This is a genomic window from Streptomyces sp. TS71-3 (assembly GCF_018327685.1).
Classification (GTDB): domain Bacteria; phylum Actinomycetota; class Actinomycetes; order Streptomycetales; family Streptomycetaceae; genus Streptomyces.
In genome coordinates this window covers 2106284-2126168 of the sequence record NZ_BNEL01000003.1, presented here as the reverse complement: position 1 = coordinate 2126168, position 19885 = coordinate 2106284, and the positions used below count along the sequence as shown (strand labels likewise).

Below are 19885 nucleotides of genomic sequence, written 5' to 3'. Positions count from 1 at the left end.
TGCTTTCGACGTGCCTTCTTCTTTTTTCCCGGGAGCCGGGAACCTTTTGGCCCCGCCGTCCGACTCATTCTGGGGAGGTTTTTTCCGACGCGGATTCACTCCGCTCCTGCGGCGGACCGGAGGGCGGCGTGCCGCGTGAGAAGGAACGCGCCCCGGGTGCCCACGCGGCGGCCGCCGGCGCCAGGAAGCACACCAGGGTGCAGGCGCCCAGGACCACCGGCGCGCCGAAGGCGTCGATGGCGGGGGCGATGAACGCGAGGCCCAGCGGGGCGAGTCCGTAGGACGTCAGGAAGTCCAGGGAGGACACGCGGGCCAGCTTGGCGGGGTCGACCTCGCGCTGGGTGGCGGTGAACCAGGGCACGTTGAACAGCTCGATGCCGATCCCGGCCAGCGCATAACCGGCCACGACGACGGCCGGGTGCACGGGCAGCAGCAGGCCGAGGGGCGCGAAGCCGTAGCAGGCGATCCCGGCCAGCGCCGTCCAGCCCTGCGCCCGGGGCCGCCAGCGTGCCATCAGCAGCGCTCCGGCGAGCGCACCGACGATGTAGGCCGTGGTCGCCGCGGCCAGCACCGTCTGGCTGCCGAACCGGTCGCGGCTGACCATCGGCAGCACGACACCGGTGGCGGAGTAGCCGGTCGCGATGACCGCGGTCAGCGCGCCGAGCCCGGCCAGGAACCAGGGGTGCCGCCGTGCCTCCCGCACCCCCTCCGCGAACTCGGTGAAGAACGAGGCCCGTGGCCGCCCGCCGTGCGCCGCCGGGCGTCCGGCGGGGGGCAGAGCAGCGGCCAGGAGCCACAGGACGCCCACTCCCCACAGCAGCACGCGTACTCCCACGACGGTGGCCAGCAGCGCGGTCACGGCGGGGGCGGCCAGCGTGGTGCCCCGCACCGCCAGGGTGATCGCGGCGTTGGCCTGCTGGCGGTTCTCGGCGTGCACCACCTCGGACGTCAGTGCCTGGAACGCGGGACGGCACGCACCCTGTCCCGCGCCGGCGACCACGGCCGCCGCCGCCATCAGCGGCAGGGACCGGCCGAGTCCCAGTGTCATGACCGGGGCGGCCACGGCGGCGGCGAGTCCGGCGGCGAGCACCGTTTTGCGCCGCGAGAACAGATCGGCGACGACCCCGCTGACCGGCACAGCCGCCAGGAAACCCACCGTCCGGAAGGCCAGGACCACCCCGAGACCGCCGGGGGTGAGGGATCCGTCGAGCACCGCGAGGCCGAGCACGAAGGGCAGGGCCCAGGTCGCCAGACCCGAAGCGGTCGTCCCGGACCAGAGGCGCAGAAATGCGAAATCGCGGAGGACCGAGGGCCTGCGGAGGTCCGTGGCCGGAGCCGGTGGGGAGGTCATGGAGAGGGCATTCCTTTGTTTTGTTTTGGGGCGTTTCCCACCCCGCGCGTCGGATCGGAAGGGCTTTTGGTTCCCGGCCGGAGAAAATTCAGCGAACTCGTCCCCGATATCTTCCCGCTCACGTTTTCATGGTATTCATTTCACCACCCGACTTCCTTTCGGAGGGTTGCCATGTACCGTCATGCCGGCGCGGCCGTGCTCGCCGCCGTACTGGTGCTGTCCGGTTGCTCGTCAGGGACGCGGACGCAGGCCGGTGCCGCGGGGTCGCAGACCGTGGCCCTCTCCGACTGCGGGCAGCGGGAGACCTTCTCCGGCGCTCCCAAGCGGGCGGTGACCGTGGACCAGGCGTCCACCGAGACGCTCCTGGCACTGGGCCTGGCCGACCGCATGGCCGGCACCTCGTACCTGAAGACCAAGGTGGCGCCCGAGTACGAGGAGGACTACCGCAAGGTCCCGGTCCTGAGCAAGACCTCCCTGACGGGCGAACAGGTGCGGGCCGCCAACCCGGACGTCGTCGTCGGCGGGTCCCCGGACCTCTTCACGGCCGACCGCGTGGGCGCCCGCAAGGAGCTGGACGGCATCGGCCTGCCCTCGTATGTGAGCCTGAGCGGCTGCCCGCCACAGGACCTCAAGGGGAAGACGGCCTTCGACCTGCTGCTCCAGGACTACCGGAACCTGGGCCGCATCTTCCACGTGGAGGACCGCGCCGACCGCCTGATCGCCGACCAGCGCAAGGTCCTGACCGCCGCCGAGAGCGCGAAGGCCTCCGTGACGGACAAGCCGTCCGTGGTGTGGCTCTACTCGGTGTTCAACGGCGCGCCCTACGTCGCCGGGAAGGGCGGCATCCCCAGCGCGATGAGCACCCTCCTCGGGGTGCGCAACGCCTTCGACGACGTCGACCAGACCTTCCCGCAGGTCTCCTGGGAGGCCATCGCCAAGCGCAAGCCGGACGTCATCGTCCTCGGCGACCTCTCCGAGCGGGGCGCCCCGGGCGACACCGTCGCGGAGAAGCGGGACATGCTCGGCAAGGAGCCGGCCGTCTCCCAGCTCGACGCGGTACGGCACGAGCGGTACATCACCGTTCCCGGCATCGAGATGGACCCCTCGGTACGGTCGGTGCACGCCCTGCGGATGTTCATCGACGGCATGCGGAAGCTCGGCTATGTCCACTGAGCCGGTCGGCGCCCTGCTCCACCCCAGCGCACGCACCGCCCCGCCGCTCCCCGGTGCGGCGGCGCCGAGGACCCGTCCGGACCCGTCCCCCGCGGTGTGGCTCCCGGTGGCCGTGGTCGTCCTGCTGGTCTCCGTCACCGTGTCGGTCCCCATCGGCGTCGGCGGTGTCGGGTACGCAGATGTCGGACGAGCGCTCGGCGCCCACCTGGGCCTGCCGGTCACGCCGCTGCCGAGGCTGACCGATTCGCTCCTGTGGGACCTGCGGCTGCCTCGCGTGCTCATGGCGGCCCTGGTCGGCGCCCTGCTCTCGGCATGCGGGGCGACGCTCCAGGCCGTGACCCGAAACCCGCTGGCCGACCCCTACCTGCTGGGCGTCTCGCACGGCGCCTCCGCCGGGGCCGTACTGGTGGTGGTCTTCGGCGTCGGATCCGCCCAACTCGGCCTTACCGGGGGCGCCCTGGCCGGCGCGCTCGCCTCCTTCGGGCTGCTGCTCCTGCTGCTGCGCGGCCCCGGTCTCGACTCCGTGCGCATCGTGCTGACCGGCGTCATCGTCGGGCAGCTCTTCCTCGCGCTCACCTCGCTCGTACTGATGGCGTCCGGCGACGCCGACGCCACCCAGGCCGTGCTGCACTGGCTGCTGGGCTCGATGACGTCGGCACGCTGGAGCTCCGTGGCACTGTGCGCGTCCTGCTGCGCCGTCGGGCTGGCCGTGATGTGGCTCTGCTCGACCGCGCTCGACGGCTTCGCCTTCGGCACGGACACCGCGTCGTCCCTCGGAATCGACGTGCGGACCACCCGGACGGTGCTGCTGATGACCTGCGCGCTGCTGACCGCGGTGGCCGTCTCCTGCGTGGGCGCCATCGGGTTCGTCGGCCTCATCGTCCCGCACGGCGTCCGGTTCCTCGTCGGGCCGCTGCACCGTGCGCTCCTGCCGCTGTCCGCCCTGGCCGGCGCGGTGTTCCTGATCTGGACCGACGCACTGGCCCGCGTGCTCTTCGCACCCCGTGAGATCCCGGTCGGGGCGGTCACCGCCCTGCTCGGTGTGCCCCTGTTCCTGGTGGTGCTGCGCAAGAGGGGTGACCTGTGAGGATCCAGGCCGAGAAACTGACCTGGGCCGTCGCCGGGGGCAAGGTCATCGTCCGGGACGTGGAGATCGACGTGGCCCCCGGGGAGACGGTCGGGCTGATCGGGCCCAACGGCTCCGGCAAGTCGTCCCTGCTGCGCTGCCTGGCCGGCCTGCGCCGGCCCACCACGGGAGCCGTCCGCTACGACGGCGAGGACATCCGGCACTGGAGCGCGCGCCGCGTCGCCCGGCACACCGCCTTCGTCGAGCAGTCGGCCGACACCGACAGCGAACTGCGACTCGGGGACGTCGTCGCCCTCGGCCGTACCCCGTTCCGGGAACGATGGCGGGGTCCGAGCAGCCGCGATCGGCTCGTCGTCGACGCGGCCCTCGACCGCATGGGGATCGCCGGCCTGCACGACCGCCCCTGGAAGAACCTCTCCGGCGGGGAGCGCCAACGCGCGCACCTCGCCCGGGCTCTCGCCCAGCAGCCCTATGCCCTGCTCCTCGACGAGCCGACGAACCACCTGGACGTGAAACACCAGCTCGACCTGCTCGGCATGGTGGCCGCCACCGACCAGACGGTCTTGGTCGCCTTGCACGACCTCTCGTTCGCCGCGCGCTTCTGCGGCCGGCTGGTGCTGCTCCAGCACGGCTCCGTCGTCGCCGACGGAGCACCCCTGGAGGTGCTCACTCCGGCCCGGCTGCGGGACGTCTTCGAGGTGGATGCCGAACTCGGCCGCGACGCGCTCGGCAATCCGGCCGTCGCCTTCCACGGGGGCACGCGCACCCGGGCCGCCGGCACTGTCCAGTCCTCTTCATGAACCACCACCGCTCCTGGCCGCGCAGCACCGAACCATCAACCGCCACCGACTTCAGGAGGACGCATGGACCGGGTGACGACCGTGGAGGACCTCGTCTCACGGGTACTGGCCGCCGACGCGGGACCGGATCCGGCCCGGCAGGTCGCCACGAGCGTGTTCTGGCTGCACCACGGCACCCGCCTGGCCGGCGGCGACACGACCTACCTCAACCAGTATGTCCTGGTCAGGCTCGGACGGTCGTTCGGCGCCTGCGCCTTCGAGGCGGGCGAGATCGACGCGGCGATATGCCGGGACGCGTCCGGCACACCGCTCGACGCGCTGCTGCGCGAGGCGCCGCTCCCGCTGCGCATCGCCGCCCTGGACGCCCACCTGGCCGAGGCCCGCCCGCACCGGGACGCGGCCGAGGCCGATCCGATCACGCTCCCCGCGGGCACCCCCGAGATACGCGCCCACGCCCGTGACGCGGCCATCGCCGGACTCCTCGACACCCCGCCAGGTGCCAAGGTCGGCCTCATCGGCGTCGTCAACCCGCTCGTCGCCGCCATCCGCGAACGCGGCGGCGACTGCCTGCCCTGCGACTTCAACCTGCGCACCACGCAGTGGGGGGATCCCGTGACCGGCTCCATGGCCGGCGTGCTGGACGTCGCCGACGCCGTGGTCGCCACCGGCATGACGCTCTCCAACGGCACCTTCGACGCCATCCTCGGCCGGTGCCGGGAGCGGGACATCCCGCTCGTGGTCTACGCGCAGACGGGCAGCGCGGTGGCACGGGCCTTCCTCGGGGCGGGCGTCACCGCGCTGTCCGCGGAACCCTTTCCGTTCTCCCAGTTCAGCGCGGATCCGACGGTCCTCTACCGGTACCGCGCCGGGAGCACGACGTGATCCGCACACCTGCCACGGGACACGGCCGCGCCGGGTGCCACCACGGCGAGATACTCCAGGGCGTCTTCCGCACCGGCGAGAGCCAGTGGGCCCACGGCCTGGTGACGCTGCCGTTGCACAGCCTGGGCACCCGTGCCCGGTTCGCACCCCGGCCCGGGGTACCGGCCGAGCGGATCACGGTGGAGCCCGCCGACCGTACCCGGGCTGCCCGAGCGGCCACCCTGGCGGTACGGGCCTGTGCCCCGGTCTCCGGGCTGCCGCCCTGGGGCGGGCACCTCACCCTTCAGAGCGACGTCCCCGTCGGCCTGGGCATGGGCTCGTCGACCAGCGACGTTCTCGCCGCGGTGCGGGCCGTCGCCGACAGCCATGGCGTACACCTCGAACGGGCCGAGGCCGCCGGGCTCGCGGTCCGCGCCGAGCGTGCCTGCGACCCGCTCATGCTCGGCGCCCGGCCGGCGCTGTTCGCGCAGCGCAAGGGCATGGTCATCGAGGAGTTCGGGTCCGCACTTCCGCCTCTGGCGGTGGTGGGGTGCCTCACGGGACGGGGCGCTCCTGTGGACACGCTCTCCCTGCCCGTCACCGACTACAGGGACGAGGACGTGGACGCGTACGAGCGGTTGCGGCGGATGCTCCGCACGGCCCTCGCCGACACCGACGCGGCCCTGCTGGGCAGGGTGGCCACCGAGAGCGCACAGCGCCACCAGCGCATCCACCCCAAAGCCGAACTCGCCCTGCTCATCGCCATCTCCGAGAGCTCAGGCGCGCTCGGCGTACAGGTCGCACACAGCGGCAACGTCGCCGGCCTGCTCTTCGACCCCACCGCCGACGACGTCGGCCGCCGGTTGCGCGACTGCTTGCGAGCGCTGCTGCGGGGCGGACTACCCGTCACACGGCTGTTCCGGACCGACCACAGCAGCGGAGGAGAAGGCCATGGACCAGCACATCGCGGAGGCGATCGGACGACCGGACCTCGTCAGCGCGGGCGATGGGCTCGTCTGCCTGCGGTTTGAGACGATGAAGGTGGTCTCCGCGCAGGCCGCCGTGCGGCACCTCCTGGAGCACGGCATCGTCCAACCCGGCGACACCCTCCTGGACAGCTCCAGCGGCATCTACGCGTACGCGCTCGCGCTGGCCTGCCACCGATACGGGATGCGGTGCCACATCGTCGGCTCCACCACGGTCGACCAGGCCCTGCGTACCCAACTCGCCGTCCTGGGCGCGCGCCTGGAGCAGATGCCGCCCTCCGACGACCTCAAACTCGACCAGAGCCGGCGCGTGGCGCGCATCAAGGAGATCCTGCGCGCCAACCCCTCGTACCACTGGATGCGGCAGTACCACGACAGGATCCACTACCTGGGCTACCGCGCCGTCGCCCATCAGATCGCCGCGGACCTCGGAACCGACGACCTGACGGTGGTCGGCGGGGTCGGTTCCGGCGCGTCCACCGGGGCCCTGGCGGCCTACCTGCGTGAGCGGTCTCCCGACGTTGCCCTGGTCGGCGTCCAGCCCTTCGGCAGCGTCACCTTCCGGAGCGAGCACGTCCCGGACCCCGACATCATCATCGCCGGCATCGGCAGCTCCATCCCCTTCGGCAACGTCTCCCACGCCCTGTACGACACGCTCCACTGGGTCTCCTTCGAAGCCGCTCTGGCGGGCTCCGTGGACCTGCTGCGCAGACACGCGATCTTCGCGGGCCTGTCCACCGGTGCCGCCTACCTCGCGGCCTCCTGGGAGCGTCGCCGGAACCCTCACGGCACCGTGCTGTTCATCGCCGCGGACACCGGCCACCGGTACGTGGACGGCGTCTTCGCCCGGCACGAGGAGGCGAAACCCGTCGACGACCTGGCGCCCCTGGCGGTCTCCACGGTGCGGGATCTCGCGCTCCCCTGGTCGCGCATGGAGTGGCGGCGCAGCCCGCTTCCGCCGGACGCCTGAGTCGGACGGGCTCCCCCTGCACGCTCGCGCCTCCCCGCAGCCGGCCGCCCGGAAGCACCGGGCCGGCGGCTCCCCGCCTCACGGCGTGGGTCCGGTCCGCCCGTTTCGGCGAACCGGACCCACGGCGAGGCGCCGGTCGCGTTCGTGGAGTGACGCACGCGCTAACCGACCGTCTCACGCTCCGGGGCGCAGTCCGCCTCACGGACCCAGCGGACCAGAGACATACGAGCGCGGGCCACCCGGGAGCGCACCGTGCCCACCGGACACCCGGTGACCCGGGCCGCCTCCTCGTAGGGCACACCCAGGATCTGGGTCAGGACGAACGCCTCCCTCCGCCGGACGGGCAGCACGCCCAGGAGGTCCACGAGGGCGACGCCCTCGTCGAAGCCGGGTATCCCCACCGGCTGGGCGCGTTCCAGGGCCGACTCCCAGTCGGCCGCGTGCGAGATCCTCGGACGTGCGGCGGCGTGGCGGACACTGTCGATCACGGCGCGGCGGGCGATGGTCAGCAACCAGGTGCGTGCGGACGAGCGGCCCTGGAAGCGATGCAGGCTGGTCAGGGCGCGCAGGAAGGTGTCCTGCGCGAGATCCTCGGCGGTCTGCGGATCCGCGCCCAGCAGGGTCACGTAGCGCCGCACGTCCAGGTGCAGGGCACGCACGAACAGCTCCACGGCTTCCGCGTCGCCGCCGCGCGCGGCGAGCGCCCACGCGGTCACGGACTCGTCCGGTGGACGGGGCACAGCATGGGTGATCACAGGCGATCCTTCTCGGGGAGCCGGCCCGCGGACCTGCGCGGCCCGGACGCGAACGGTGGGGGCGGCCGCGTGAGGGCACGCGGCCGTGCCCGGATCGGTGCGGGCGGTATGCCGCCGGCACCGATCCGGGGGAACCTGCTGCCGTCAGGCGGCAGCGCACCGTCCGGGCGGTCCCCGGGAAGTGATGCTGTGGGCGAGCAGCAAAAGCCTCGGTGCTCCGTGCGCCTCCTCGTGGCGGCTCCCGGGCCGCGGCGGATTCGGTGTCGCGGAGGCGCGGAGCACGAGCCGCACGGGGGTGAGCAGGCGCCACGCGAGCGAGCGCAGGACGCGGAAGGCCAGCCGCTCACCGCGGGCGAGCCAGAGCCCGCAGAGCAGTGAGGCCAGGGCGTGGACGCCGAGCATGCCCACCGGCGACATGCCGCCCATGAGGTGGGGCATGGCATCCATGAGACCGGGCACGTGCCCCGCCTGCCGGAGCCCCTCGGCCGGTCCGGTCCCGGCCGGCATCGCCATCATGCCCTCGCCCGGGAGCATGGCACCCATCGAACGCGACATGGCCCCCGGCGGGTGCGTACCGCCCGGGGCGGTGGGCATCGCGTGCGTGAAGCCGACCGCGGGCGGCGGACCGGTTCCCGTCGTGCCGGAATCCGCGCGGGCACCGTCCACCGTGGCCTGGGCGAGCGTGAAGAGCACGTGGAGCACCGCTTGGGAGGCGACCAGGGCACCCACCACGAGCGGAGCACCGCGCTCCCGGCCGGCCAGGAACAGGGCGCCCGCGAAACTCGCCGCGACACCGGCGGCCGGCGCCCACCACGGCAGCGGCAGACCGGACATCGCACGGTGCCCCAGCCCCCCGAGCAGCACGGCGACGGCCGCGAACACCGCGGCCCGTAACGCCCGGCAGAACCATCCGACGGTCATGGCCACCTCATGGTGACACCCGCGACTCACCGAGCACAGGGAGCATGCAGACTGAGCACAGGGAGCGTGCAGCGAGTGGAATCCGCTCATCCGGGCATCGGTGGAGCGGCTCGACATCCCGGTCCTGCGGGAGAGGAACGAACGGATCTGCGCATCGGAACTCCGGTGCACGTAGCCGTCGGCGGTGATCAGTCCTCATGAGCTCACCCTCCGAGACTCACCAGGAGCATTCCTCGCCGACGTCGGGACGGTCCCCCGGGCGGTATCCCGTGCCGCATCAGCCCTTGACGGAGGCCAGGACCTGGTGTCGCCGAACCGCCAGACCGGCGTGACGACTGCATGACGGTGGTAACCCCCGCATCGGGCACGCTGCGCGGCCCCGCCCTGCCCGCGGGCGGTGAGCTGGCCTCTTCCGTCGTGTTGACGTATCCGTCCCGCGTGTGGTCATCTCTTGTCGCAAATGATGTGCAGATACAAATCTCTTGCACATTCAGCGTTCGTGACGCGAGTGGGGGGCAAGGTGCCGGTCAGCACTCGCCGGGAGTTCCTCGGCATGGCCGCGGGCGTGGGAGCCCTGGGCCTCCTCGGTTCCTGCGGACCATCCGGCGGCGGGGGCACGGAGACGGGCAAGCCCCGGCGGGGCGGCACGGTGCGGGCGGTGTTCCCGGGGGCTGGGGCCAAGGAGACGATGGACCCCCACGCCCAGCGGCAGTTCGTCGACATCGCCCGGCACAAGGCGGTCTTCGACCGGCTTGTGGACCTGGACGCGAGATTGCGTCCCGTGCCCCGGCTGGCCCTCCGCTGGGAGCCGAACGCCGACTGCACGGTCTGGCGGCTGTCCCTGCGGAAGGCGACCTTCCACGACGGCCATGTCCTGGACGCGGACGACGTGCTCTACAGCCTCGCCCGGATCCAGGACCCGAATGCCGCCGACCACCTGGCCCGCACCTCGCTGTCCGTCATCGACCTCAGCAAGTCCCGTGGCATCGGCCGGGACACCGTTGAACTGGCACTGCGGCGGCCTGACGCGGAGTTGCCGTCCCTGCTGGGGATGACGGGAACGGCCATCGTCCGGCGCGGCTACCGGGATCCGGCACACCCGGTGGGCACAGGGCCGTTCCGCTTCGGGTCCTTCGAGGCCGGACGCTCCTTCACGGCCCACCGGTTCGACGACCACTGGGAGGGTGCGCCCCACGTGGACACGGTGCGGATCCTCTCGGCGGAGACCGAGGCGCGGGGCAACGCGGTGCGGGCGGGCGAGGTGGAGTACGCCCATGAGATGAGCGCCACCTTCGCGCGGGTCGTCCAGGGCGACGCGAGGGTGCGCATCGTCGCCACGCCGCGCAGCGGGGCCGAGGGCTTCGTTCTGAAGACCGACCGTCCCCCCTTCGACGACCCCGACGCCGCCCTCGCCGTCAAGCTCCTCACCGATCGCGGGCGTCTGGTGGACGTGGTCCTCGGCGGGCGCGGCGAGATCGGCAACGACATGTACGGCAAGGGGTACCGGTACTACCCCGAGGACGTCCCGCAACACGGTCACGACCTCGGCGAGGCCAAGCGGCTGCTGCGGAAGTCCGGCGTGCTGAACAAGCGGATCACGCTCTACACCTCGACGGCCGCGGACACCTTCGTGGATGCCGCGCACCTTTTCGCCGACCAGGCCGGCGAGGCGGGCCTGCGCGTCGAGGTCACCACGGGTGCTCCGGAGACGTACTTCACCGACCTGCTCACCCAGGGCACCATCGGCAGCCACCGGTGCGGCGCCATGCCCATCCCCACCTACATCAGCGAACGCCTCCTCACCGGTGCCCCGCAGAACGTCACCGCCTGGAGCCACAAGGACTTCGACACCGCCTTCGCCCACGCGCGGGCCACCACCGACGGCGACCGGCGCGCGTCGGAGTACGGAAGTCTGCTGCGCACCGTCCGCGACCGCGGTGGACGGCTTCTGTGGGGGCACTCCGAGTGGCTGAACGCCGTCTCCTCCCGGCTGCACGGCGTACGGCCGGCGCCGCCGAACACCGTTGACTGGGCCCGGTTCGACACCGTCTGGCTGGACTAGGCGTGCTCCGCTACGCACTGCGGCGTCTACTGCTCTCGCTCGTCCAGCTCGCCGTGCTCGCCTTCGCCGTCTTCGTGCTGACCTCGGCGCTACCGGGTGATGCCGCGGCCACCGCGTTCAACGAACAGGCCGGCACGGCGCAGATCGCGGAGCTCCGCCACCAGATGGGTCTCGACCGCCCTTTCGCGGCGCGCTTCGCCGACTGGGCCGGTGGGCTGCTCAGCGGGGACCTGGGCACCTCGCTGGTCGGACACGGCCCGGTGAGCGGCGTCGTCACGGGCTCGCTGGGGGTCACCGCCACCCTCGCCGGGGCGACGGCCGTGCTCCTGCTGCCGCTCGCGCTGCTCCTCGGGCTGGCTATGGGCCTGCGTGAGGGCGGGCGTGTCGACCGGGTGACCTCCGCCGCCATGCTGGCACTGGACTCGGTGCCGGACTTCGTGCTCGCGCTCGCCCTGGTCGCCCTCTTCTCCCTGCGACTGGGCTGGTTGCCGTCCACCTGGGTCGGCGTCGAAGGCGGCGACCTGCTGACCCGCCCCGCGCTGCTCGTGCTGCCCGTCGCCGTGGTGCTGTCCAGGACCGTGTGCCGTTTCTCGCGGCAGATCCGCGCCGGAACCGTGACCGCCCTGCGAGCGGGCTACACGGTCCAGGCGCGGCGGCTCGGTGTGCCGCGGCTCCGTCTGGTACTGCGCCATGTGCTGCCGAACGCCGCCGTCCCCGCCGTGCAGGAGCTGGCGCACACCGGTGACCAGTTGCTCGGCGGCGTCCTCGTCGTCGAGGCGGTCTTCGCCGTTCCCGGCGCCGCGACCGCGCTCATCGACGCGGTGCGCAGCCGGGACGTGCCCACCGTGCAGGCACTGACACTGTCACTCGCCGCCGTCGCGCTGCTCCTCAACCTCCTGGCTGACCTGGTGTGCCACCGGTTGGCGCCGCGTACGGAGCTCCTGCGGTGAGACGTGCCACTCCCCCGCGGTGGGGCCTCGCCACGGGATCGATCACCATGGCGACCGCCACCGTGCTCCTGGCGGTACCCGTGCTGCTCGCCGTGGCTGGCCCCTTCCTGACCGGCATGGTCGCCGCCGGAAGCGGAGCACCGTACGCCACCGGCCACGGCCACCTCCTCGGTACGGACGGACTGGGCCGCGACGTGCTGGGCCTGCTGATGCGGGGCGGGCCGAGCGCTCTGGGAATGGCCTGCGGCGCGGTGGTCGTGGCCTATGCGGTGGGTGCACCGCTCGGCCTGACCGCGGCCGTGACACGGCGGGGGGGGCTGAGCGAGTCGCTGCTGAGGCCGGTGGAAATACTGCTGCCACTGCCGTCTCTCCTCGTCATCAGTGTCGTCGGTGTGCGGTGGCGCGGCGAGCCGGCCGCGATCGCACTGGCCGTCGCGGCGATCAACGTCCCCGTCGTGGCGCGGCTGGTGTGGTCCGCGGCCCTGGATCCCGCGAGCGGGCCCGTGGCGGAGGCGATGCGGATGCAGGGCGAGTCCGCTCCCCGGGTGCTCTTCGGCCACATCGGCCGCGAGATCCTGCCGGTGGTCGCCGCCGATGTCGGGACCCGGGTGCCCACCGCGGTCTTCACCGTGGCCGCCGCCAACTTCCTGGGCCTCGGACTGGACCCCGCCTCCCCGGACTGGGGTGTCACCATCGCCGCCTCCCGGGAGGCCCTCCTCGTGCAGCCCTGGGCGGTGTGCGCTCCCGCAGCCCTGCTCGTCATGTTCAGCGTCGGCCTCAACCTGCTGACGGACACCCTGCTCAAGCGATCGAAGAGCCCTGGACGCCAAGCCCTCGCGGCATCCCGACCGGGTCTGGCCCGCACGGCGGGAGGGACGCAGTGAGACGGCACCGCCACAGCGCGGAACGGGATGCCCCGAGCGGCCTTTCCCGCAAGGGGACACTCCCCACGGACGCCGCACGGCCCGCGCGGCCGGACGCGGCCACCGCCGAGTCCCGCCCCGCACGGCTTCCCGACCGGGCGCCGTCGCACGGAGGCCGGCTCCCCAGCCCCGGCCGCGCCACCGAGGGCAACGTCACGCCAGTGATCGAGGTCAGCGGTCTGACGGCGCACACCGCCGCCTCGGCCGTTCTGCTCGACGGAGTGGACCTGACCATGCGGGCGGGGACCGTCACGGCCCTCGTCGGACCGTCCGGAAGCGGCAAGACCACAACCGCCCTGGCCCTGCTCGGCGAGGCACCGCCCGGGGTCCGGCTGAGCGGGGCCGTGCAGGTGGCGGGCATCCCGGTGGTCGACGGTACGGGGCCCACTCCGGCGGCCGCCGGAGTACGCGGCGGAACCGTCGCCTATCTGCCCCAGCACCCGGGCGGCGCCCTCAACCCCGCCCGACGGGTGGGAGCCGTCCTCACCGAGCTCGCGCGGCTCCACGCGGACCCGGAGACCGGCGGAGGCCGGCAACGGCGCCGCGATGCGCGCCGGCGCGCCACCGACGCGCTGCTCGGCGCCCAACTGCCCCCGGAGCGAGGGGTGCTCCGGCGCTTCCCGCACCAGTTCTCCGGTGGCCAGCGCCAGCGCGTAGCCCTCGCCAAGGCCCTGGCATGCGGCCCCCGGGCGCTGATCCTCGACGAGCCGAGCACCGGGCTCGACACCGTGACCCGCCTCGGCCTGGCCCGCGAACTCGGCGAGCTGGCCCGGAAGGGCATCGCCATCCTGCTGCTCAGCCATGACCACGCGCTGGTGCGCGCCCTCGCCGACCATGTGGTCCTGCTGGAGAACGGCCGGGTCGTGGCCGCGGGAGGAGCCGGTCTCCTGCCCAGCGGCGACAGCACGGCCCCGCTCGCCGCGTCGGCCCGAGACGGCTCCCCCCGCGCTGCCGGGCCCGCGGCGGCGACCGCCGAGACGGGCCGGACCGGTGCGGCTGCCGGTGCCGTCGAGCCCGTGACCACCGTTGGGCACACACCGTCCGCAGGTTCCGGAAGCGGTTCGGACGGCACCGTCGTCAACGGGGCTGGGCAGCGCCCCACGCCGCCGCTCCTCGACGTCCACGGCCTCTCCGCCTACCTGCGCTCCGACGGGAGGGGAGAGGTCCTGCACGATGTCAGCCTGGGCCTCGCCGCCGGCGAGTGCCTGGCGATCGTCGGGAGGTCCGGGAGCGGGAAGACCACGCTGGCCCGCTGCGTGGCCGGACTGCACGAGCGATGGCAGGGACGGATGCGGCTCGACGGCGCCGAGCTGCCGGTCCTGCGCCACCGTGACACGGAACGCAGACGCCGGGTGCAGTACGTCTGGCAGGAGGCGCGCGGGTCCTTCGACGAGCGGCGCACCGTGCTGGAGCAGGTGGCCCGCACCGGCGTGCGCCTGCGTGGCCTCGCCCCGTCGGGCGCCGTCGAGGAGGCGGTCGGCCTGCTGTGCAGGCTGGGGGTGAGCGAGCGTGTCGCCGAGCGCCCGGCGGGATCCCTGTCCGGCGGCGAGTTGCAGCGCGCCGCCTTCGCCCGTGCCACCCTCGCCCACCCGAACGTGCTCGTGTGCGACGAGATCACCACGGCCCTCGACGCCCGCGCCGCCGGCCTCGTGCTCGACGAGGTGGAGCGGATGCGCTGCGAAACGGGCACCGCTGTGCTGTGGATCGGCCACGACCTCGCCCCCGTACGGGCATTGGCCCACCGGCTGCTGGTCCTGGACGGGGGGCGGATCGTGGAGCAGGGCGACTGCCGGAAGGTGCTCGCCGCACCCCGTGCCGAGGCCACCCGCCTCCTGCTGGAGGCGGAGCACCTGGGTTCGAGGCGGAAGGACGGGGGCGAGCCCTCCGGCCGGGCCGGTACCACCATCCCGCCGGGAAGGACCGGCCATGCCACCGGAACACGTCCGCGTCGCGGCATGCGGGACAGCTCCAGCAACCGGCAGGACCACCAGAACCAGCAGAACCAGCAGAAGGACCAGCACCAGCAGGAAGGCACACCATGACGGACACGGCCCCGGGGCCGCGGACCACCACGCACCGGCAGGGCGGCCAGGCCGCGGCCGGCTGGCGGCAGTGGCAGGAGAGCTGGGACCGGCAGCAGGAGTGGTACATGCCGGACCGCGAAGAGCGGTTCCGGGTCATGCTCGACGTCCTCGAAGCCCTCACCGGCCCCGAACCCACCGTCCTCGACCTCGCCTGCGGCACCGGCAGCATCACCGACCGCCTGCTCAGGCGGCTGCCCGGCGCGCGCAGCACCGGCGTGGACCTCGACCCCGCGCTGTTGACCATCGCCCGCGGCCACTTCGCCGGGGAAGGCCGTGTGGAGTTCGTCACCGCGGACCTCACCGACCGGGCGTGGCCCGAGGCGCTGCCGCACCGCACCTACGACGCGGTGGTGACGGCCACCGCACTCCACTGGCTCGACACCGAACCACTGCGCATCCTCTACGGCCGGCTGGCGGGTGTGCTGCGTGAAGGCGGAGTCTTCCTCAACGCCGACCACATGACCGACGAGTCCGCGCCGCGGATCAACGCCGCGGTCAAGGCGTTCCACGAGGCCCGCATGGCCCGGGAGCGCGACGCCGGGGCCCAGGACTGGGCAGCCTGGTGGACCGCGGCCGCACAGGAGCCGGCACTGGCCGAAGTCACCCGGGAGCGCTTCACGCTCCTCGGCGACCCACGCCGCCCGCCGTCCGGGTCCGAGCAACGGGACCGCCCCACCACGGTCCGGTGGCACACCGACGCACTCCGCGCCGCCGGCTTCGACGAGGTCCGCCAGGCCTGGTGCTCCACCAGCGACGCCCTCCTGGTAGCCGTGCGCTGAACGCCCCTCGGTGCCGGACGGCGTGGCCGAGCCGGTAGGTGCACTCCTCCCGTGAGGTCGGCGGGTGTGAGGCAATCGTGCAGCGCTACGGGGAGTCGGCGCCACGGATGGCCCCCTCCTTCCGGTGGCGCGGGAGGCGGTGGCTCGCGACCGGCCGTTCGCCGACGACGTGTTCCGTCACGATGCGGTCCGCGACGGCCGAGGTGATCTTCCCGTACCAGACGTCGTCCGGCTGGACGTTGACCACGGGTGCCTGGTTGCAGGGGAACTGGCAGCCGGTCTGGAGCACCTGGACGTCGTCGTCGCCGAGGCCGCATTCGGCCAGCCTGTGCAGCAGGGCGCGCAGTGCCCCCTCCGCGCCCTTGGCCGTGCAGCGGGGCCCGCGGCACACGTTGACCTGGTGCCGGTGCCGAGTGACCTCTTCCCAGGCCGCCGACGTCAGTCCGGGTTCCCGGCCGGTGATCGGCCTCGTCTCCGGCGCCACCGCGGCGATCGCGTCCAACGAGTCGGCGAGGCGCGTCGCGACGAGCAGGTCGGGGCGGTGGCCCGCGCGCTCGCGCCACCAGTACGCCGCGATCCGCCGCAGCCAGGACTGGGCGGGTCCTGAACTCGCGAGGCGGACGCCGACGAGGGTGATGGTCCCGGTTCCGGCGTCGGCCAGTCCCGTCAGCTCCGCCGACAGGGAGGGGTCGCCCTGTTGCAGGAAGGCGATCGTGGCCCCGTGCGACGCCGCGGCGCGCAGGAGTTCGCCGCGGCGGTCGACTTCCGCGATCGACATGCCGACCAGGACCGTTGCGGAGGGGCGGGAAGACGGGCTTGGGGGCGGAGGGTTCATCATGCCGGCCTTTCGGGGAGGAGTCCGTTCCACCGGATGTGCGGCCGGTCGTGCAGGGGATGGCGTTCCACGGTCGCGTCCACGCCGTAGACGCGGGCGATGGTGGCAGAGGTGAGCACGTCGGAGCCGGGTCCGTGGGCGATGAGCCTGCCGTCGAGCAGGATGGCGATCTCGTCGCAGTAGGCGGCGGCGAGTTCGAGGTCGTGCAGGGCGGCGACCGTGGTGATGCCCAGCCCGCGCACGGTGGCGAGGAAGCCGAGTTGGTGGCGGAGGTCGAGGTGGTTGGTCGGCTCGTCGAGCAGGAGCACCCCGGGCTCCTGCACCAGCGCCCGCGCGAGCTGGACCCGTTGCCGTTCGCCGCCGGACATCGCCGGCCAGGGCCGGTCGAGGAGGTGGCCGACGTCTGCCGCGGCGACGGCATCGGCGAAGACGGACCGCTCGTGGGCGGCAGCCGCGGAGTTCGGGGGCGCGGGCCAGCGGCTTCGGTGCGGTGTGCGGCCGAGGTCGATGACCTGCCGTGCCGACAACGCGAGCCGGGTGTCGGCCTGTTGCTCCATGAAGGCCACCTGTCGCGCCCGCCTGCGTGGTGTGAGCGCGTGAACGTCCCGGCCGTCGAGGAGGGCCCGCCCGGTGTGGGGCCGGGTGAGTCCGGCGAGCACGCGCAGCAGGGTGGTCTTCCCCGCTCCGTTGGGCCCGAGCAGGCCCGTGGTCCTGCCCGGGGTGAACACGAGCGTGACCGCATCGAGCAGCGTGGCCTCGCCGATGCGCACGCCGAGTTCCTCCGCGCGCAGTTCCATGGGGGACTTCGCCGTCACCGCGCTCTCCCGTCGGCACGCCCCCGATGCCACAGCAACCAGGCGAAGAACGGCGCTCCGAGTCCGGCGGTGATGACGCCGACGGGAATCTCCTGGTCCGGGAGGACCGAGCGCGCCACGACGTCGCTGGCCACCAGCAGGGATGCGCCCAGCAGCGCCGACACGGGCAGCAGGAGCGCGTGGCGCGGGCCGCAGACGAGGCGCACCATGTGGGGTACGACCAGGCCGAGGAAACCGATGACACCGGTGTCGGCCACCAGGCACGCGGTCACCAGTGCGGCGGTGACGACGAGGGTCCAGCGGGTGCGCTCGACGTGCACGCCGACGGAACGGGCGGCCGTCTCGCCGAAGGCGAAGGCGTCCAGATCGCGGGCGGACGAGGTCGTGATCACCGTGCCGGCCACGGCCACCGCGATCAGGAAGACGGCGGTGTGCCACCGCACCCCGGCCACCGAGCCCAGCGTCCACTCCATGACACCGCGCGCCGCGTCGCGGTCGCCGAGAACGAGCACGACGAACGACGTGTACGCCCCGCACATCTGCCCCACCGCGATTCCGGCGAGCACGGTGCGGGCAGCGGGCAGCGACCAGGTACGGGCTCCCGCCAGCGCCAGGACGACGACAACGGCGAGCAGAGCGCCGGCGAAGGCAGCCGCCGAGACGGCTCCGGCGGCCGCGGCTCCAGAGGCCCCGACGCCGAGGACGATCACGGTCACCGCCCCTGCGGCGGCTCCGTCGGAGATCCCGAGCAGATACGGATCGGCCAGGTCGTTGCCCGTCAGCGTCTGCAACACGGCACCGCAGACCGCGAGTCCGGCACCCGTGGCGGCCGCCCCCAGGACCCGCGGCAGTCGCAACTGCCAGACGATCTGGTCGTCCAGCAGCGTCACCCGCGGGTTGCCCAGACCGAGACGGCGAGCGACGACATCGATCACGGTGCCCGGTGGCTCGTGCTGCGAGCCCACGGCGAGGCCGAGGAGCATGGCGGCAAGCAGCACCCCGACGCCGAGGGCCAGGACCGCCGCCGTCCGGCCGGGGCCGGCCGCCCGTGCCGCGGGGCGCGGCACGCCGGTCATGAACCGAGGTGCAGCTTGGCCAGCCCGGCGGACACCCGGGAGGCACCGTCCGCGAGGAGAACCCCGGGAGTCGACTCCGAGAACGGCACCACCACGAACGCCCTGTGTCGGACCGCGGTGAGCCTGCTCAGGACCGGATCGTGCTCCAGGTAGTGGATCTTGGATTGGGCCGTGTCCCAACTGGCATCCGCGAGCACGATGGCATCCGGATCGGCAGCGGCGACCTTCTCCCAGCTCACGCTCTGCCAGCCGCCCGGCAGATGCCCGAAGACGTTGCGGGCTCCCACGGCGCCGAGGATGAGTTGCGGCCCGCCGTGTCCGGCACCGACGAACGGGGTCTTGGTGTCCGAGTCGTACCACAGCACGTCCAGGCCCTTGCCCGCGCCCGTCCTGGCGAGCTCGGCCAGCTCCTGCTTCTGCTGCTTCTGAATGGCGGTGGCCCGCGGCGTCACGCCGAAGACCTCGGCCACGTCGCCCAGCTCGCCCCACACCGACTGCCAGGACACCGGCGGCACCTGCTTGTCGTCGCCGCATCCGAACGGGGAGAGGTACGAGGGGATGCCCTCGCCGTGGAGTTCGTCACGCGTGCCGGCGACCTTGTCCGTGAACGCGCTGGAGTAGGAGGCGTACAGGAAGTCGGGACGGGCCGCGAGGAGCTTCTCCTTCGTCGGGTATTCCTTGGAGAGCACCGGGACGGAGTCGTAGGCCGCCTTCCACTTCGCCGGGATGGAGTCGTCGAGATACGCCGTTCCCGCCATGCGGGACTGCAGGCCGAGCGACAACGCCACCTCCGTGGCTCCCTCGTTGAGCGTGACCAGCCGCTTGGGAGGCGCCTGGACCGTTGCCGCGGTCCCGCAACTGCTCACGCTCACCGGCGCCTGCTTCGCGCTGTCCGCCGCACCGCCGGACGCGGGAGCGCCGGTGCAGGCCCCGAGAGCGCAGACGGACAGCAAGGTCGCCACCACGCGACCGGCACGCGCGGAACCTCTGGTGGATATGGAGCGAATGGATCGACACGAACGCAGCGGGCCTCTCGGCACGTCTCCTCCAAAACCCTCGTGGAACACGTAGCGCCGTGGCCGGTCTCCTGGCTTCCGCATCGACGCGTCTCAGCCGGCCTTCCCGAGCAACGCCCTTCCGGATGCTCAGTGGCCCCGACCGCTTGCGAAGCCGGTCGGCGAGGGCCGCGACACTCCACGGCAACAGTGGCGAGGGCCGCACCGGACTCGGACCGGTTTCCCGTGCACCACGGCCCCGGCAACGTACCAAGTTCTCGAACTCCTGGCTGCGACGCACTTCACTGGGGGTGCCCTGCGGGGATCGGCAGGTACGTGGAACGCCGTCCGAACGTGTCCGCCAGACGGCCGAAGGCGACCACGCAACAGGTGTCGGCCGGCAGGCCCACCGGATGTGGCCGCGCCGGGTGCGGCGCGCCCAGCGCTTCGCGTTGACAGGGC

18 protein-coding genes and 1 riboswitch are annotated in these 19885 nt (G+C 72.9%); of the genes, 11 read left to right on the top strand and 7 right to left on the bottom strand.

What is annotated here, in order from left to right; all coding sequences use genetic code 11:
• Positions 1 to 64: 64 nt before the first annotated feature.
• Complete coding sequence (locus tag Sm713_RS33145; protein ID WP_212913651.1) at positions 65 to 1351, bottom strand: MFS transporter; 1287 nt, start codon at positions 1349 to 1351, stop codon at positions 65 to 67.
• A gap of 171 nt (positions 1352 to 1522) precedes the next feature.
• On the opposite strand from Sm713_RS33145, the gene Sm713_RS33140 reads away from it, so the two are divergent.
• From Sm713_RS33140 to Sm713_RS33115, 6 genes are all read left to right on the top strand, one after another.
• Positions 1523 to 2524 carry an ABC transporter substrate-binding protein gene (locus tag Sm713_RS33140; protein ID WP_212913650.1) on the top strand — a complete coding sequence of 334 codons (1002 nt, stop codon included), beginning with the start codon at positions 1523 to 1525 and terminating at the stop codon, positions 2522 to 2524.
• Complete coding sequence (locus Sm713_RS33135) at positions 2514 to 3611, top strand: iron ABC transporter permease (protein ID WP_212913649.1); 1098 nt, start codon at positions 2514 to 2516, stop codon at positions 3609 to 3611. Before Sm713_RS33140 ends, Sm713_RS33135 begins: the two co-directional genes overlap by 11 nt.
• Positions 3608 to 4411: an ABC transporter ATP-binding protein gene (locus Sm713_RS33130; protein ID WP_212913648.1), complete on the top strand. Its 804-nt coding sequence runs from the start codon at positions 3608 to 3610 to the stop codon at positions 4409 to 4411. Before Sm713_RS33135 ends, Sm713_RS33130 begins: the two co-directional genes overlap by 4 nt.
• 63 nt (positions 4412 to 4474) lie before the next feature.
• Positions 4475 to 5293, top strand: a complete 819-nt coding sequence (locus tag Sm713_RS33125) for a Rossmann-like domain-containing protein (protein WP_212913647.1) — start codon at positions 4475 to 4477, stop codon at positions 5291 to 5293.
• Positions 5290 to 6303 (top strand): GHMP kinase, encoded by a 1014-nt coding sequence (locus Sm713_RS33120; protein WP_212913646.1) that lies wholly within the window; start codon positions 5290 to 5292, stop codon positions 6301 to 6303. Before Sm713_RS33125 ends, Sm713_RS33120 begins: the two co-directional genes overlap by 4 nt.
• Positions 6224 to 7228 (top strand): pyridoxal-phosphate dependent enzyme, encoded by a 1005-nt coding sequence (locus tag Sm713_RS33115; protein WP_212913645.1) that lies wholly within the window; start codon positions 6224 to 6226, stop codon positions 7226 to 7228. The genes Sm713_RS33120 and Sm713_RS33115 overlap by 80 nt, the downstream gene beginning before the upstream one ends.
• 161 nt (positions 7229 to 7389) lie before the next feature.
• Here the strand turns inward: Sm713_RS33115 and Sm713_RS33110 are convergent, their stop codons facing one another.
• Both Sm713_RS33110 and Sm713_RS33105 read right to left on the bottom strand, forming a co-directional pair.
• The gene (locus Sm713_RS33110; protein ID WP_212913644.1) at positions 7390 to 7983 is read right to left on the bottom strand and encodes a sigma-70 family RNA polymerase sigma factor; all 594 of its coding nucleotides are present in this window, start codon (positions 7981 to 7983) and stop codon (positions 7390 to 7392) included.
• Positions 7984 to 8127: 144 nt separating this feature from the next.
• On the bottom strand, positions 8128 to 8904 hold the full coding sequence (locus tag Sm713_RS33105; RefSeq protein WP_212913643.1) for a hypothetical protein: 777 nt from the start codon (positions 8902 to 8904) through the stop codon (positions 8128 to 8130).
• A gap of 499 nt (positions 8905 to 9403) precedes the next feature.
• Here Sm713_RS33105 and Sm713_RS33100 point away from each other — a divergent pair, with 499 nt between their 5' ends.
• Genes Sm713_RS33100 through Sm713_RS33080 form a run of 5 tightly spaced genes read left to right on the top strand, consistent with a single transcriptional unit; the run spans position 9404 to position 15702 of the window.
• Complete coding sequence (locus Sm713_RS33100; RefSeq protein ID WP_249416858.1) at positions 9404 to 10966, top strand: ABC transporter substrate-binding protein; 1563 nt, start codon at positions 9404 to 9406, stop codon at positions 10964 to 10966.
• A 2-nt stretch (positions 10967 to 10968) separates the two neighbouring features.
• Positions 10969 to 11916 carry an ABC transporter permease gene (locus tag Sm713_RS33095; protein ID WP_212913642.1) on the top strand — a complete coding sequence of 316 codons (948 nt, stop codon included), beginning with the start codon at positions 10969 to 10971 and terminating at the stop codon, positions 11914 to 11916.
• Positions 11913 to 12800, top strand: coding sequence for an ABC transporter permease (locus Sm713_RS33090; protein ID WP_249416857.1), 888 nt, complete (start codon positions 11913 to 11915; stop codon positions 12798 to 12800). The genes Sm713_RS33095 and Sm713_RS33090 overlap by 4 nt, the downstream gene beginning before the upstream one ends.
• Positions 12797 to 14881 (top strand): ABC transporter ATP-binding protein, encoded by a 2085-nt coding sequence (locus Sm713_RS33085; protein ID WP_374196106.1) that lies wholly within the window; start codon positions 12797 to 12799, stop codon positions 14879 to 14881. The genes Sm713_RS33090 and Sm713_RS33085 overlap by 4 nt, the downstream gene beginning before the upstream one ends.
• Positions 14878 to 15702, top strand: a complete 825-nt coding sequence (locus tag Sm713_RS33080) for a trans-aconitate 2-methyltransferase (RefSeq protein ID WP_249416856.1) — start codon at positions 14878 to 14880, stop codon at positions 15700 to 15702. Before Sm713_RS33085 ends, Sm713_RS33080 begins: the two co-directional genes overlap by 4 nt.
• Before the next feature lie 85 nt (positions 15703 to 15787).
• Here Sm713_RS33080 and Sm713_RS33075 read toward each other — a convergent pair whose 3' ends face one another.
• From Sm713_RS33075 to Sm713_RS33060, 4 genes are read right to left on the bottom strand one after another with little or no spacing between them, the layout of a single operon-like run.
• On the bottom strand, positions 15788 to 16480 hold the full coding sequence (locus Sm713_RS33075; protein WP_212913641.1) for a ferredoxin: 693 nt from the start codon (positions 16478 to 16480) through the stop codon (positions 15788 to 15790).
• 56 nt (positions 16481 to 16536) lie between these two features.
• Complete coding sequence (locus tag Sm713_RS33070) at positions 16537 to 17352, bottom strand: ABC transporter ATP-binding protein (RefSeq protein WP_249416855.1); 816 nt, start codon at positions 17350 to 17352, stop codon at positions 16537 to 16539.
• Complete coding sequence (locus Sm713_RS33065) at positions 17349 to 18428, bottom strand: iron ABC transporter permease (protein ID WP_212913640.1); 1080 nt, start codon at positions 18426 to 18428, stop codon at positions 17349 to 17351. Before Sm713_RS33065 ends, Sm713_RS33070 begins: the two co-directional genes overlap by 4 nt.
• On the bottom strand, positions 18425 to 19390 hold the full coding sequence (locus tag Sm713_RS33060) for an ABC transporter substrate-binding protein (protein WP_212913639.1): 966 nt from the start codon (positions 19388 to 19390) through the stop codon (positions 18425 to 18427). The genes Sm713_RS33065 and Sm713_RS33060 overlap by 4 nt, the downstream gene beginning before the upstream one ends.
• A gap of 97 nt (positions 19391 to 19487) precedes the next feature.
• A riboswitch (cobalamin riboswitch) is annotated at positions 19488 to 19713 on the bottom strand.
• Between the last annotated feature and the right edge of the window lie 172 nt (positions 19714 to 19885).